This is a genomic window from Pseudomonas bharatica, from assembly GCF_048586865.1.
Classification (GTDB): Bacteria; Pseudomonadota; Gammaproteobacteria; order Pseudomonadales; family Pseudomonadaceae; genus Aquipseudomonas; species Aquipseudomonas bharatica.
The window spans coordinates 150,995-165,631 of record NZ_JBMAWR010000009.1; the positions used below are offsets into that span (position 1 = coordinate 150,995).

Genomic DNA, 14,637 nt, shown 5'->3' on the forward strand with positions numbered 1-14,637 from the left:
CGGTCCTGTCAGGCAGTTGCAGTGAGCCGGCGGGGAACGGCGTGCTCGCCCCGCCGGACGATCATCGACATCAGCTTGGCAAGGCGCCCTGGATACTGGTGAAGATGGAGGTGACTCCCTCGGAAATGGTCGGTACGAACGCCACCAGCGCCACCGCGACCATGGCCGCGACCAATGCGTACTCGATACCCGATGCGCCGTCCGTGCGCTGGCAGAACGTCCGAATGGATTGAATGATCTTTCTTACCGACATGATGTAGCTCCTTGCGCCAGAAGGCCGTAACACGGGGGGCATACGTGATTCCCCTTCGCCATCAGAGCATCGTCAAGAGATAACACCTGAGCAAATGTAAGAAAGCATTAACCCGAAAGTGATAGCGCAAAGCCGACGTCAATAAGCCGTTGTTTTCAGAACGTGATGCCCGTCACAAGGAAAATTTTGCCGTGCCGTAATGGCGTTTTGTCCTAGTTGGACTACCGTGAAATAGCAAAATAGTTACTTCCAAATGTGAGCGGGTGGGCCTGTTAAACAAGAAGTCACGGGCTGCGGTACAAGGCAGGGAGGGCCAGCCATGAGCAGTCGCATCACCTTGATTCTTGCCGGACTGTTTCTCTTGGGGGCGATCATTGCCGGGTACTGGGGCATGGTCCTGAGCAAACATCCGGAACCTTCCGCACCCGTCGCCCAACCGGCAGCCCAGCCGGTCACCCAGGTGGTCAACAACGCCCAGGACGAACTGCGCAAACCCGTGGTGGTGCTGCGCCGCGACGTCGCCGCCAACCAGCCGTTGACCCCCGATGACCTTGCCATCGAGCGCCTGTTGGTGGCGCCCGCCGGTAGCTTCCAGACCCTTGAACAGGTTGCCGGGCGCAGCCCCCGGCGCGACCTGCCGGCCGGTACCTGGCTGGAGGAAAGCAGCTTCGAGGCCGGCGGCCCGCTGGCGCGGATGATCGAACCAGGCGAGCGCGCCCTGACCGTGGCGGTCGATGAGGTCAGTGGAGCCGCCGGTTACCTGCGCCCGGGCGACTACGTGGATGTGCTGGTGTTCCTGCGTGAAGAAACGGACAACCCGCTGGCCAGCGCGCAGGTGGTGGTGCCTGCGTTACGGGTCCTGAGTGTCGGCCAGCAGATCGGCGTGGCCAGGGACGGGCGTTCCGCCGAGCCGGTCGATCCCGATCCCAAGGTCCGCGAGGAAAAACGCCGGACTCCGGCGCGCACCGTGGTGCTGGCCGTGCCCGAGGTGCTCGCCAGCCGCCTGACCCTGGCCGCCCAGGCCGGCAAGCTGGGCCTGACAGTACGCAGTGCCGAAGAAAAGTCGCTCGCGGATTTCTGGGCCGATCCGAAAACCGCGGTGCGTGCCGCAGACGATGCCAATCGCCAGCTCTACCGTTTCAACCAGTTGGCAATGACCGCGCCGGCGCCCGTGCCGGTGGCCGCCTCGGCACCCAGGCGCGGGATCGAGATCATTCGCGGCGCGCAAACGTCCGAGTCACTTCACTGAATTGAGCAAGGATGCACCCTCGATGAACCATCGTTCCTCGCCGATCCGTTCCGTAACCCTGGTCGCCGCGCTGCTGGCCTTGCTGCCGCTGTCCCAGGCGCGCGCCGCGAGCAGCGGTTGTGCGGCGCTGCCGCGGGTACCGGCGACCCTCGAGATCGACCAGGGCCTGCAGCAGGAACTGCGCCTGCCAGTGAGCATCAGCCGCGCCGCGGTGGGCGATCCGAAGGTGGCCGACGTGCATGGGCTGGGCAACGATGCCGTGCTGCTCACCGCCATGGCGCCAGGGGCCACCAGCCTGAGCCTGTGGACCGCCTGTTCGAGCACGCCGCGCCAGACCATGGTTTTCGTGCGTGGGCGGGCCTCGGCGGACATGGCCGTGTCCCCGGAAGCCGACCTGCCCATGCAGATCCAGGCCGATATCCGTTTCGTTGAAGTCAGTCGGAGCAAGCTCAAGGAGGCGGGCGCGAGGTTGTTCTACAACGGCTCCAACAACTCGTTGATAGGTTCGCCCGGGACGGTGCCGAATACATCGGTCACGCCTGGACAGGTGCCGATAACCCGTCCGTTCCCTAACAGCCAACCTCTGGCAACACCTCAGATTCCCTTGGTGAACGAGGCATTCAACATCGTTTGGGGCGGCGGAAGCAGTCGCGCCCTGGTAGCGATCAATGCCTTGGAAAACAGCGGCTTCGCCTACACCCTGGCGCGTCCCAGCCTGGTGGTGCTGAGCGGCATGACCGCCAGCTTCCTGGCGGGTGGTGAAATCCCCATCCCGGTGCCCAGTAGCGGCAGCGATAGCCTGTCGATTGAATACAAGGAATTCGGTGTCCGACTGGCGTTGACACCGACGATCATCAGTCGCGACCGTATCAGCCTCAAAGTCGCTCCGGAGGTCAGCGAGCTGGACTATTCCAACGGAGTGCAGATCGCCGGGGTCACGGTACCGGCGCTGAAAGTGCGGCGCACTGATACCAGCATTTCCTTGGCCGACGGCGAAAGCTTCGTTATCAGCGGTCTGATCAATACCAGCAACCGCTCCGACGTGGACAAATTCCCCGGTCTTGGCGATCTCCCGATCGTTGGCGCACTGTTCCGCCAGTCCTCGGTACGGCGCGAAGAGACTGAACTGCTGATGATCGTCACCCCGCACCTGGTCCAGCCCTTGGCGGCGAACGCGCAGTTGCCCGAGCTGCCGGGCGAGCGCTTGCGTACCTATGATCCGAGCTGGGGCCGGCTGTTCTTCCTGGAAAACGGCGACTTCGATCGCAAGAGTGGGTTATCCCGATGAGCGAGAGCCTGAGCCAGACTTTCCTGGCGCTGACCCGCAACGAGGGCGATCTGCAATGGCTGCAGTCGGCCCTGACGCCCCTTGGACAAGTGGTCGGGGCCGGCAACGGCAGCCTCGACGAGTTGCTGGCGCTGGTTGACGTGACCTTCGCCAACCTGTTGTTCATCGGCCTCGATCGTGAGCATTTGGTCAACCAGTGCGCGCTGATCGAAGGGGTACTGGAGGCCAAGCCGATGCTGGCCATCGTCGCCCTCGGCGACGGCATGGATAACCAGCTGGTGCTCAATGCCATGCGTGCCGGGGCGCGCGACTTCGTCGCCTACGGCTCGCGTGCCAGCGAGGTGGCCGGGCTGGTCCGGCGCTTGAGCAAGCGCTTGCCGCCGGTAACCACCAACCCGCACCTGGGCGGCCTCACGGTGCTGTACGGCACCCAGTGCGGTTCCGACGGCGCGCTGCTGACCGTGCACCTGGGGCAGGTGGTGCAGCAGAGCGGCCAGCAGACCTTGCTGCTCGACCTTGGCCTGCCCCGTGGCGACAGCCTGGCGCTGCTCGACGTCGAGGCGTCGTTTCATTTCGGTGATGCCCTGCGCCACCTGCGCCGCCTCGACAGCACCTTGATCGACAGCGCCTTCGCCCGCGACAGCAATGGCCTGCGCCTGCTTGCCTATGCCCCGGGCGACGAGCCGCTGGAGCGCACCAGCGCTGCCGAGCTGTACATGCTGCTCAGTGCCCTGCGCCAGCATTTCCAGCACATCATCGTCAACCTCACCGGGCAGGCGGATTGCGAGGCGCTGCGCACCTTTGTCAGCCACTGCGACAAGCTGATCTGGTACACCGACCAGAACGTACTGGAATGCCGGCGCAACCTGGAAGTCCTGAATACCTGGCGGGAAAAGGGCATGAACCTGGAGCACGCCAAGCTGCTGGTGGACCGCTACCTGCGCAGCGTGATCCCGGATGCCGAGGCCCTGGGCAAGCGCTTTGCCCTGCCGGTGCTGAGCGAGTTGCCGGCCAGCGCCGAAGTGCGCCTGAACGCGCGAAACCAGGGCCTGAGCCTGTTCGAGCTGGCCCCGCGGGACCACCTGACCCAGGGCCTCAAGACCCTGGGTGAGCGCCTGGCGCGACGCTCCGAGAACATCAAGCCCAAGCCCGATGGCTGGCTGAGCCGGCTCTGGGGACACAAGCATGAGCAGCGATGAACTGTTCGGCGGCCCGCGGCATAACCTCGGCTCCGATCCACAGGCGCTCAAGCGCGCCTTGCACCGTTACATCATCGACGCCATCGAGGATTCCGGACGCAACCTGCTGGAAGGTTCGCGGCCGGCCCTGGCGCAGTTCGTGGTCGAGCAGGTCGGTGAGTACATCGCGCGCCTGCACCTGGCACTGTCGCGCTATGAAATGGAGCGCATGGCCGAGGAACTGGTGGACGAGCTCACCGGCTTCGGCCCGCTGGAAGTGTTGCTGCGCGACAGCAGCGTCACCGAGATCCTGGTCAATGGCCCGTTTCGCGTGTTCGTCGAACGGGCCGGGGTGCTGCACCAGACCGACCTGCGTTTCATCGATGCGCACCATGTCGAGCGGGTCATGCAGCGCATCCTCGCGCCGCTGGGCCGGCGTCTCGATGAATCATCGCCGATGGTCGATGCGCGCATGCCCGATGGCAGCCGGGTCAACGCGATCATTCCGCCGGTGGCCCTGGACGGGCCTTGCCTGTCGATCCGCAAGTTCCGCAAGGACATGCTCAAGAGCGCCGACCTGCTGGCGACCCGTGCCATCGATCCGGCGATCCTCACGTTCTTCGAGACCGCCGTGGCCCAGCGCTGCAACATTCTTGTCAGCGGCGGCACCGGCACCGGCAAGACCACCCTGCTGAACATCCTCAGCCAGTTGATCAGCCCTCGCGAGCGCCTGGTGACCATAGAGGACGTAGCCGAACTGCAGCTGGATCATCCCCATGTGGTACGCCTGGAAACCCGTCCGCCGAATGCCGAGGGGCATGGCGAGATCAAGGCCAGCGAACTGATCCGCAATGCCTTGCGCATGCGCCCGGACCGCATTCTTCTGGGCGAGATTCGCGGCGTCGAGGTGATCGACGTACTGACCGCCATGAACACCGGCCATGACGGCTCCATGAGTACCGTGCACGCCAACACCGCGCAGGACGCGCTGCTGCGCCTGGAAACCCTGGTCGGCCTGACCGGGCGCCAGGTCGCGGAAAAGACCCTGCGGCAGATGATCTGCGCCGCCCTCGACGTGGTCATCCAGTTGACCCGGCTACCCGACGGGCGTCGTTGCATCAGCGAGGTACTGGAGGTCGTCGGCCTGCGCGACGACGTGTATGTCACCAATACCCTGTTCCGCTTCGACCGCCGTGGCGGTGGTGGCTTCGTGCGTGAGGCGGTCAACCCGGCCGGTGACAAGCTGCGCCGGGACAACCTGGAGCCGGCGCCATGATCGCGGTAGTGCTCGGCCTGTTCGGCCTGGCGTTGCTGGCGGCGTCGGTCGGGCTGTTCTATCACGGTGCCCGCAAGGCCGCGGCCGAACGGACCTTGCAGCGCCTGGGCCAGTTGCCCGAGCCGGCGACGCTGCAGGAACCGGCCCGCGGCTCGCTGGAACTGCTGTTGTTGCGCGCCGGCTTCGACCAGCGCGGTGACCGCTTCATGCTCTGGGGCGCGGCCTGGCTGCTGCTGATCGTGCTGGCCGGCAGCCTCGCGGGCTGGCCGGGGGCGGCGATCATGCTGGTGCTTGGCCCGCTGCTGTGGCGCCTGTACATGAGCTGGCGCTATCACCGCCGGCTGCGGCGGATGATCGAGCAATTGCCGACCCTGCTGGACCACGCGGTGCGCAGCCTCAAGGCCGGACGCACCTTGAACGACGCGGTGCTGGGGGCCGTGGAGATTTCCGACGATCCCCTGAGAAGCGCGATGCAGCGGGTGCAGCGCAATGTGCAGATGGGCGCCAGCCTCGATGAGGCGTTGCACGACCTGGCCGAGCTGTATGCCCAGGACGAATTCCGCGTCTTCGCCCTCGGCCTGCGCATCAACCACCGCTATGGCGGCAATGCCAGCGAGTTGCTGGAAAACCTGATCAAGCTGATCCGCGAACGCGAGCAGGGCGCCCGCCAGTTGCGCGCGATGACCGGCGAGACGCGGATGACCGCGATGGTCCTGGCCTTGCTGCCGATCTGCATGGTCGGCTACTTCATGGTGGCCAACCCCGGCTACCTGCTGTCGATGTGGAATAACCACAGTGGGCAGATGATGCTGCTGGCGGCGTTCATCCTGCAGGTGCTGGGCTGCGTCGCGCTGTGGCGCATGTTGCGGAGTATCTGAAATGGCCTTGCTGATCAGTGCCGTGCTGTTCTTCCTCGCCTTTGTGCTGCTGCTGACGACCCTGGCCCGGCAGCATCGCCGCGAGCGTGTGATCGCCCTGCGCCTGCAAGGCAAGCAAGCCGAGCAAGCCCGTGAGGACGGCTGGCTGCAGCGCCTGGGCAGCAGCGCCCTGGCCCAGCGTTCGCTGAGCCTGGATGGCGAGACGCGCATGCTGCTCGACCGTATCGGCTGGCGGCGCTCGCGCCAGCGTTCGCTGTACGCCGCGCTGCAGGTCGGCGTACCGCTGGCGGCAGCCTTGGCGGCCGTGCTGGTGCAGCAGATTGCCTATCCGGCCAGCCACACGCCCTGGCTGTTGCCGATGTTCGGCCTGGGCATCGGCTACCTGTTGCCCAAGCGCATCCTCGCCTGGGCGGCGGCGGTACGGCAGCGGCAGATTGCCGAGGAAGTCTCCAGTTTCATCCCGCTGCTGCGCATCCTCTTCGACTCGGGCCTTGCCGTGGAACAGAGCCTGCGCATCCTCAGTACCGAAGGCCGGCAACTGCTGCCGGTACTCAGCGAAGAGCTGCGGCTGATACTGGTCAGGGTCGACTCCGGGCTGGCCCTGGCGCCGGAGCTGGAGCAGACGGCCAGGCTGCTCTCGGTGGACGAGTTCAGCGACACCTGCGTGATCCTCCAGCAACTGCTGGTGCAGGGCGGCGGGGCGATGAAATCGCTGCTGGCGCTCAAGCAGCTGCTCGACGACCGGCGCCTGACCCGGCTGCAGGAAAGGATTTCGAAAATGTCGGGGAAGATGTCCATCGTCATGATGGTGTTCCTGTTTCCCGCCTTGTTGATCGTTCTGGCCGGCCCCGGGCTCACCGCCCTGGCCCGGGCCTTCAGTTCCTGAACCGGGAGAGCTGCATGAAAATAGCGGGATTGATCGTTGGCGTGCTGTTGTTGAGCGGTTGTGCCGGGCAGGCTGGCGTGCCCTGGCTGGCGCAGACCACGCCCGGCGCCTGCCCCCGCCCCGATTCGTCGCAGGAGCTGGGGTTGAACATGGCCGATGAACTGCTTGCCGATGGCCGTCCCCATGCCAGCCTGGCGCATCTCGAGGAAATGCAGGACAACCTGATCCAGGTGCGGGTGCGCAAGGCCAAGGTCTTGCGGCTGCTCGGCAGCAGCGAGGCGGAGCCGCTGTATCGCGGCTTGCTGGGCACCTGCATGGGCGCCGAAGCGGAGCATGGCCTGGGGCAACTGGCGGCGGATCGTGGCGACAAGGTCCAGGCCCGCCAGCACCTGGTGCGCGCCGCGCGCCTGGCACCAACCGACGAAAAGATCCGCAACGACCTCGGGGTGATCTACCTCGAACAGGGTGAGCTGGACAAGGCGCGTTTCGAATTTCTCACCGCGATCGAGCTCAAGGACGACCGCCTCGCGGCGGTCAACCTGGTCACCCTGTTGCTTTACCAGGACAAGTGGCAGCAAGCCGCCGACCTGGTCAGTCGCCTGGGGCTGAGCGCCGCGCAGTTCAGCGAGGCCCAGGCCCGTGCCGAGCAACTCAAACCTGGCGGCGCGCAGCCGCCCCGGAGTCCGTCATGAAGGCTCGTATTCTTACCCTGACCTTGCTTGCCAGCCTGCCGTTGCTCGCCAGTGCCATGCCGCCCGGGCCGTCGTCGAAACCGCAGCTCACCACCGAAACCTGGCTGCAACTGCAACCACGCGGGCTGCACGCTTCTGACAAGCCGCAGGAGCAGACGGCGCGGGAATACGACAAGACCATGGAGCGCTGGTTGAAGGTGTATGACTACAAGATTCCGGAGGTCTTCAAGTGGGAGAAGATGGACAGTGGCGGGGCGAAAGGCGGAGGAAGCAACTAGCCTTGCATTGCTTCGATGGCCTCATCGCTGGCAAGCCAGCTCCCACAGGTATTGCACAAGTCTCAAAGCCTGTGCTGAACCTGTGGGAGCTGGCTTGCCAGCGATGAGGCCATCAAGCACATCACAGCACTCAGTGCTCGGTAACCCTCTGCCGCAACGCCGACCCGCTCGGCGCCAGTGCCAATGCCAGTTGGGTGCGGTTGTGCATGTGGGTCAGGCGCAGTACCTGGGAGACATACAGCTTCACCGTGTTCTCGGTGATGCCCAGCTCGCAGGCGATCTGGTAGTTGGTCTTGCCCTTGCCGACCAGCCGGGCCACGTCGAGCTGGCGCGGCGATAGCGGGGCGAAGATGGTGGGGATGGCGTCGCTATCGGCATCGCCTTCCTCGCTGCTTGCTACATCTGCCTGGGCATGCGGGCGGGCCTTGTCGAGGTCCTGGTACAGGCCTTCGATGGACTCGGACAGGATCTTCAGCTTCTGGTTCAAATGCCCCAGCTGGTGGTAATCCTTTTGCCTGGCCAGCAACTCGGCTTCCTGCCGCCTGACCCCTTCCAGCAACTCGTGCACGTCCACCGGCTTCTGATACCAGTCGGCGAACCCCTGGCGCAGGGCCTTGATCACGTCCTGCTTTTCAGCACGACCGGTGAGCATGATTGCCTCGAAGATCCGCTCCTGTCCCGCCTTCTTCTTCAGTACCTTGACCAGTTCGATGCCGTCGTACTCGGGCATGTTCAGATCACACACCACCAGGCCTATCGTCGGATCAGCGACGAAGCGTTCCATGGCATTGGCGCTTGAGGTACAGGCCACGCAACGGTAACCGTTGCTTTCGAGGAATTCGCAGAGTTCTTCGACAATCTCGCGCTGGTCATCGACGACCAGGACTTTCACTTGGCTGGCTGGCATTTGCATCGCGACTCCATGCTGAAGTGCCCTCCCTGAATGCTGCCAAGGAGCGGTCCTGGTCACGGTGGGGCACTAACTAGAAAGTAGTCGCTCCTTTCGATTATTTACAAGGAGTGACACCGGGTTAGAGGGCCCAGGCGACTAATGGATCCATAAAAGTGCAAGCAAAAAGCCACTAAAGAGGAACGGCGCGAAGGGCTGTTTTTTTGACATCTCCTCCTGGAGTTCACGCAGGCGCTTCTTAAGCTTTTGATTGAGCAGGGACCACACCCAGCGTCGTCCCAGCAGCCAGGCCAGCACCGTGACCCCGGCACCGATGAACGTACCCAGCAGATACCACTGGTCGGTTGCCAGGGCCAGGGCCCCGAGCAGCTTCACATCGCCGGCCCCGAGCCGACCAAGGATATAGCCCGGAAGGGTTAACACCATCACCAGGGCCAGGGCCAGGGCGGCATCGGCGGGTTCGGCACCGATCCAGGTGTGACCGGTGACGAACAGGTAGACGAGGGCGAAGGTGGCGGCGCCGAGGGTCAGGGTGTTGGCGATCTGCCGTTCACGGACATCCTGTTCGGCGCAGAGGGCAAGCCACAACAGCAGGACGAGACTTTGCATTGGCGAATCGCCATCCCTTGGTCTGATTGATTCTATATTTGTCAGTAGAGGTGTCTCTGTCAGGGTAGACGCGATCATGAAAGCAAGCCTCGCTGGACGGCAAAAAGGTGCGGTGGCCATCGAGTTCGCCATCGTGTTTCTGATGTTTTTCGCGGTGTTCTACGGGCTGCTCAGCTACAGCCTGCCGATGCTGATGGTGCAGTCGTTCAACCAGGCCAGCAGCGAGGCGGTACGCCGTTGCGTGGCCCTGGACCCGGCCAGTGCCACCTATGCCACCGACGTCAATGCTCTGGCCAGGCAGACCCTGGAACAGCAACTGGCGTGGTTGCCGGGTTCGCTGGGCTTCCAGTTCGCCACGGACGCCACGGTGACCCTTAGCGGCAGCCGCCTGCTGACGGTCAGCGTGCACTACAGCAAGGCCAAGCTGGCCTCGACCTTGCCGATCCTGGTGTTGCCGGGTATCGGCGAGGTGCCGCGGTTGCCGGCGACCCTGACCTCGCAAGCGAGCCTGCAGCTTTGAACGGCGGCCCGGGGCTGTTCGACCGTTGGCGGACCCGCGCCGGCGACACCGGGGACTGGTCGCAGGCCTTGAGCCCACCGGCCGTCGGCCTGCAACTGTGGTTGGACGTCCAAGGCCGGGTATTGCGCCAGGGCGGCCCGTTGCGCACGGCCCTGGCACTGCCCGCGCAGTCGCCGGCCCATTTGCGTGATTACGTGCAGCCGCAGAGCCTGCTGGTTCTTGAGGGCGAACCGGCGGATTGGCAGGCGCACCCGCTGGACCTGGACTTGCGCACCGCCGCTGGGCATAGCCTGCACACCCGCGGCTGGCTGCTGGCCCAGGCCGATGGCTGGTTGCTGCAGCTGTTCGATATCGGCGACCTGATCCAGCAACAGCGCCAGGGCGCCGAAGCGCGTCAGCAGCAACTGCTGGCCGGGGCGATCGCTGCGGCCCTGCGTGATTGCAGCCTGCAACGGCTGACCGAAGAGGCCGCTGAACAGTTGCAACGCCTGGCTTGGCACTGGCGGGCGAGCTGGGCGGTGATCCTGCTGCCGAGCGGCAACGGCTGGAAGTCCTTCGTCCACAGCGGAGGCGGATTGCCCTTGAATGAATCGCGCCTGAGCCCGCTGCTCGACGCGCTTCCTGCTGCACATCTCTCCCACAGTGCCGGCCAGCCGGCATTGCAGGCGCTGCAACTGCCGTTCTACCTGATGCCCCATACCCAACAACATCAAGTGCGCGCCTGGCTGCTGTGCGAGGACGCCGGTGGCCAGCGCCTGGACGACGATGCGTTGCTGCTTGCCGACGCGCTGCTCGAACCGCTGCTGGCACGCCTTGCCGGTGATCGTCTGCACGCCAGCCAGCAGCGCCTGGACACCGTCCAGGGCCTGCTCGGCGCCGGCTGGTGGGAATGGACGCCGCAGGACTCGACCCTGCACCTGGCGCCGGGCCTGGCAGCCGGTTTTGGCGTGCCGTTAAGGATCAGCCTGGCCGACTGGCTGGCCCTGGTCCATCCTGCCGACCGTGAAGCGACGCTGCTGGCCTTCAGCGCCCTGCAACGCCAGGGCGACAGCCTGCAACTGTGCCTGCGCCTGCTCGGCGAACCGGGGCGCTGGTACCGCCTGTGCGGCGAGATTACCGGCCAGGGGGATAACCGGCGCCTGCACGGCTTCATGCTCGACATCAGCGACATCAAGCAGCAGGAGCAGCAGGCCAGCGCCGCCCAGGCGCGCCTGGAAAACCTGATCGCCAGTTCGCCGGCGGTGATCTATATCCAGCGCTACGAAGACGGGGCCCTGCACGCGGAATTCTTCAGCGCCAGCCTGCAACCCTTGCTCGGTTGGCGCACTGCGCCGGACGAGCGCCTGCAGCCGGCGCAATGGGTGCACCCGGACGACCAGCCACTGTGGCTGGAGCGCACCCGCACCCTGCTGCGCGAGGGGCAGGTACGCAGTCGTTACCGTCTGCGCGACCGCGACGGTGGCTGGCATTGGGTGCTCGACGAGGCGCGCCTGCTGCGCAACGACCTGGGCCTGCCGGTGGAGGCGGTGGGCCTGTGGCTGGATGTCACCGAGGCTACCCAGGCCCAGGAGCGCATACGCCAGAGCGAGGAGCGCTACCGGGTGCTGGTGGAGGACTCGCCGGCGATGATCTGCCGCTATCGACCCGACCTGGAACTGCTCTACGGCAACCAGCCGCTGGCCGATTACCTGGAGTGCACCCCGGCCCGGTTGCCGGGGATGAACCTCGGCGACTGGATGTCGGCACAGCAGCGCGAGCTGTTCGTGCAGCGTATCGCCGCGCTCAGCCCGCAGGCACCGGTGAGCAGCGACGAAGTCTGCCTGCAACTGCCGGGGCGCCAGCATGCCTGGTGGATCTGGTCCGACCGCGGCCTGTTCGACGAGCAGGGGCGACTGCTGGAGATCCAGGCGGTGGGCCGCGACAACACCGAGGTCCGTCGCGCCCGGCAATTGGTGTTGCAGAGCGCCAAGATGGCGACCCTGGGCGAAATGTCCACGGGCCTGGCCCATGAGATCAACCAGCCGCTCAATGTCATGCGCATGGCCGTGGTCAATGCGCTCAAGCGCATGGAAAACGGCGACCTGGACATCGAGTACCTGCAGGAAAAACTCAAGCGCATCGACGCCCAGGTGGTACGGGCCTCCAGGGTGGTCGATCACATGCGCGTGTTCGGTCGGCGTTCGGAGGTCGAGCAGTCGCTGTTCGAACCCTGGCTGGCGGTGGAAGGGGCGCTCTCGTTGCTGGCCGACGGCCTGGCCGGCAAGGGCATCGACGTGCGCCTTGGCGATCCGCTGGAGGGCCAGGTGCACGGCCATCAGGACCAGCTCGAACAGGTGCTGATCAACCTGATGGTCAATGCGCGCGATGTACTGCTGGAGAAGAAGCCCGCGCAGGCATGGATCTCGCTGCTGGGCGAGCGCGACGGGCAGTGGCTGCGCCTGTTCGTCGAAGACAGCGGTGGTGGTATCGAGCCGCGTCTGCTGGAGCGCATTTTCGAACCGTTCTTTACCACCAAGCCCGTCGGGGTCGGCACCGGCCTGGGGTTATCGGTGAGCTACCGCATCGTCGAGAGCATGGGCGGCAGCCTGAGTGTCGATAACGGTGACCATGGCGCGCGCTTCGTGATCGCCTTGCCGCTTCACAGCACCAGCTGAGCCCGGTTGTTGCTGCAATCGAGGTTGGCGCCGACGTCGGTGACCATCAGATCGATGCCCAGCACCTTGAGCAGCGCGTTGATCAGCGGATCGGTGATGCGCCCGAGCAGGGTGGTGATCTGCGGCACGAGGATGCTCACCACATTACCCAGGGTGCTGGTGGCGGCGGTGACCACCTGGCCCAGCGGGTTTCCTCCCTGTGGCTGGTAGGCCAGGAGCTGAATGCCGCTGAAGGTGGCGCCGAGGCTGGTGACGGCATTCGAGGCGCCCGGTGTGCTCTGGTAGACCGCCGGCTGGTTGAGGTTGGGCGGCGCGGTGGCTCCGCTCCAGAGCTGCGACGCGCTGTTGGCCGGCGAACCGACCACGCTGCTGTTCACCTTGATGCCGACCCCGCCACCGGCGAACGGCACCCGGGTTCCGCAGCCCAGGGTCAGCAGCGTCAGCTTGGTGCAGACATTGGTACCGAAGTCGATCAACGGGATGGCCTGCACCGCCGCGTTGCCGGTGACGAAGAAATCGTTCGGCGTGGCGAATTTACCGATCGCCACCCGGGCGGCGGCGGTCTGGGTGGCGGCGGTGAGCGTCTTGTTCGGGGTGCAGCTGTAGCCGGTGACCCGGCTGGTCGCCGAAGCCACCTCCAGGCCGATATCCAGGTGCGGCGGTGCGTCGGGCACCAACTGGATATCGCTGACCTTGCAGGGCACCAGGATCAGGCAGCCCACCGATTGCAAGGTGCCTTGCAGGTTCAGGCCGAGCAGCGGATTGATGATGTTGGTGAGCGGCGTTGCCAGGTTGAGCACGGCGTTGGCCAGCCCGGCGATGGTGCCGAGCACGGGCAGGTCGAGCGACGCCAGGACGCGCACCTGCGCCGTATGCACCTCGATCACGTCCGTGGCCGGATTGCCGATGGCGGAAAGCTGCTCCGGCTCGATCACCTTCACCCGGATCGTGCCGTTTACCAGGCCGAGCAGGCTCAGCGGTATCTGCACCACGGCCGCGCTGTTCTTCGCCGCCAGCATCACGGCTGCCTGGACCAGGTCGATGGCCTTGAGCGTTGCATCGAGGCCGGCGGTGGAGGTGCCGTTCTGCAGGTCGAGAATATCGCCGAGCTTGATCAGCGTGCTGTTGTCGGCCCCGACCACCACCCTGCCCAGGTTGGTGACCACATCCGCCGCTGCGCCGCTGCGCGACAGTACCGTGGCGGTGGCGCGGATCAGATCGGTGGCGTGCAGGTTCTTGCTGAGCAGCTCGTCGTAACGGCCGGCGCCGACGTTTACGTCGATCGCCAGTTGATCGAGGAAGTCCAGGAGCTTGACGTCGGTATTGGCGATGCCCTGCCAGCCCACGGCGTTCAGGCTTACCCGGCCGCCCAGCGGATCGACCAGGGCATTGAGCAGCGCCGATTTGCTTGAGTCCACCGTCGCCAGGGTCGAGCGCAGGCGCAGCATGGCCCGTGGCGGCAGCGGTGCGGCGGCCACGGCGTGGGCGTGGAGTTGGGTGGTGGCGGGGATCGCCTGGCCGGCGACCAGGCTGCGAATGCCGGAGGCGATGCTGGTGGCGACGTTGTTCGTGGCGTCCACCTTGATGGCCTCGGCGATGGCTGGATTGGCGCTGAAACTGCGCCGGCTGGCGGCGCCCGTGGTGACGCTGCCGCAGGTGGTGACCAGGGTCCGGCCATTGCCGACGCTGAAACCGTTGCGGCTGGCGCTGACGTTGGCGAGGGTTGCGGCCTGGGGCCCGACGCCGTTGCAGGTCGCGCTCTGGCCGGCCGCTTCCAGGGCGGCCATATCGACCACGCGCTGCAACTTGCGCTGCTCCATGTACAAGCGCCCGCCGTCCACGGCCACCAGGCCGAAGACCAGGGCCATGGCCAGGGTCAGGACAGCCGCCAGGCCGATGGCGCCGCGCTGGCGTTTCGCGAATCGGGGAGACACGAGCACTCCTTTGCCGGCACATGCCGTGCACG

General features: G+C 65.5%; 14 protein-coding genes. 10 read left to right on the forward strand and 4 right to left on the reverse strand.

Annotation, left to right across the window (positions count from 1 at the left end):
* Positions 1–70: 70 nt before the first annotated feature.
* Positions 71–253, reverse strand: a complete 183-nt coding sequence (locus ACKLLE_RS12970; RefSeq protein ID WP_009398750.1) for a Flp family type IVb pilin — start codon at positions 251–253, stop codon at positions 71–73.
* Positions 254–572: 319 nt separating this feature from the next.
* Between ACKLLE_RS12970 and cpaB the strand changes: the two genes are divergently transcribed.
* From cpaB to ACKLLE_RS13010, 8 genes are read left to right on the forward strand one after another with little or no spacing between them, the layout of a single operon-like run.
* Positions 573–1,502 (forward strand): Flp pilus assembly protein CpaB, encoded by a 930-nt coding sequence (cpaB, locus tag ACKLLE_RS12975; protein ID WP_420058211.1) that lies wholly within the window; start codon positions 573–575, stop codon positions 1,500–1,502.
* Between the two features lie 22 nt (positions 1,503–1,524).
* Positions 1,525–2,790, forward strand: coding sequence for a type II and III secretion system protein family protein (locus ACKLLE_RS12980; protein ID WP_420058212.1), 1,266 nt, complete (start codon positions 1,525–1,527; stop codon positions 2,788–2,790).
* Positions 2,787–3,989: a CpaE/TadZ family protein gene (locus tag ACKLLE_RS12985; protein WP_420058213.1), complete on the forward strand. Its 1,203-nt coding sequence runs from the start codon at positions 2,787–2,789 to the stop codon at positions 3,987–3,989. Before ACKLLE_RS12980 ends, ACKLLE_RS12985 begins: the two co-directional genes overlap by 4 nt.
* The gene (locus ACKLLE_RS12990; protein WP_064301595.1) at positions 3,976–5,244 is read left to right on the forward strand and encodes a TadA family conjugal transfer-associated ATPase; all 1,269 of its coding nucleotides are present in this window, start codon (positions 3,976–3,978) and stop codon (positions 5,242–5,244) included. Before ACKLLE_RS12985 ends, ACKLLE_RS12990 begins: the two co-directional genes overlap by 14 nt.
* Entirely contained in the window at positions 5,241–6,122 is an 882-nt protein-coding gene (locus tag ACKLLE_RS12995; RefSeq protein WP_420058214.1) for a type II secretion system F family protein, read from the forward strand. Before ACKLLE_RS12990 ends, ACKLLE_RS12995 begins: the two co-directional genes overlap by 4 nt.
* Before the next feature lies 1 nt (position 6,123).
* Positions 6,124–7,008: a type II secretion system F family protein gene (locus ACKLLE_RS13000; RefSeq protein ID WP_420058215.1), complete on the forward strand. Its 885-nt coding sequence runs from the start codon at positions 6,124–6,126 to the stop codon at positions 7,006–7,008.
* A 14-nt stretch (positions 7,009–7,022) separates the two neighbouring features.
* Complete coding sequence (locus ACKLLE_RS13005; protein ID WP_064301598.1) at positions 7,023–7,700, forward strand: tetratricopeptide repeat protein; 678 nt, start codon at positions 7,023–7,025, stop codon at positions 7,698–7,700.
* Entirely contained in the window at positions 7,697–7,978 is a 282-nt protein-coding gene (locus ACKLLE_RS13010) for a DUF3613 domain-containing protein (protein WP_064301599.1), read from the forward strand. The genes ACKLLE_RS13005 and ACKLLE_RS13010 overlap by 4 nt, the downstream gene beginning before the upstream one ends.
* Before the next feature lie 130 nt (positions 7,979–8,108).
* Here the strand turns inward: ACKLLE_RS13010 and ACKLLE_RS13015 are convergent, their stop codons facing one another.
* Together ACKLLE_RS13015 and ACKLLE_RS13020 are read right to left on the reverse strand one after the other, a co-directional pair.
* Positions 8,109–8,891: a response regulator gene (locus ACKLLE_RS13015; protein WP_420058216.1), complete on the reverse strand. Its 783-nt coding sequence runs from the start codon at positions 8,889–8,891 to the stop codon at positions 8,109–8,111.
* Positions 8,892–9,026: 135 nt separating this feature from the next.
* Positions 9,027–9,497 carry an A24 family peptidase gene (locus ACKLLE_RS13020; RefSeq protein ID WP_279896403.1) on the reverse strand — a complete coding sequence of 157 codons (471 nt, stop codon included), beginning with the start codon at positions 9,495–9,497 and terminating at the stop codon, positions 9,027–9,029.
* A 76-nt stretch (positions 9,498–9,573) separates the two neighbouring features.
* On the opposite strand from ACKLLE_RS13020, the gene ACKLLE_RS13025 reads away from it, so the two are divergent.
* Entirely contained in the window at positions 9,574–10,017 is a 444-nt protein-coding gene (locus tag ACKLLE_RS13025) for a TadE/TadG family type IV pilus assembly protein (RefSeq protein ID WP_064301602.1), read from the forward strand.
* Positions 10,014–12,671 carry a PAS domain-containing sensor histidine kinase gene (locus tag ACKLLE_RS13030; protein WP_420058217.1) on the forward strand — a complete coding sequence of 886 codons (2,658 nt, stop codon included), beginning with the start codon at positions 10,014–10,016 and terminating at the stop codon, positions 12,669–12,671. The genes ACKLLE_RS13025 and ACKLLE_RS13030 overlap by 4 nt, the downstream gene beginning before the upstream one ends.
* On the opposite strand, the gene ACKLLE_RS13035 is transcribed toward ACKLLE_RS13030, so the two are convergent.
* A complete protein-coding gene (locus ACKLLE_RS13035) occupies positions 12,656–14,605 on the reverse strand; it encodes a pilus assembly protein TadG-related protein (protein ID WP_420058218.1) in 1,950 nt (649 codons plus the stop codon). The two genes, ACKLLE_RS13030 and ACKLLE_RS13035, sit on opposite strands and share 16 nt — an antisense overlap.
* Positions 14,606–14,637 lie beyond the last annotated feature (32 nt).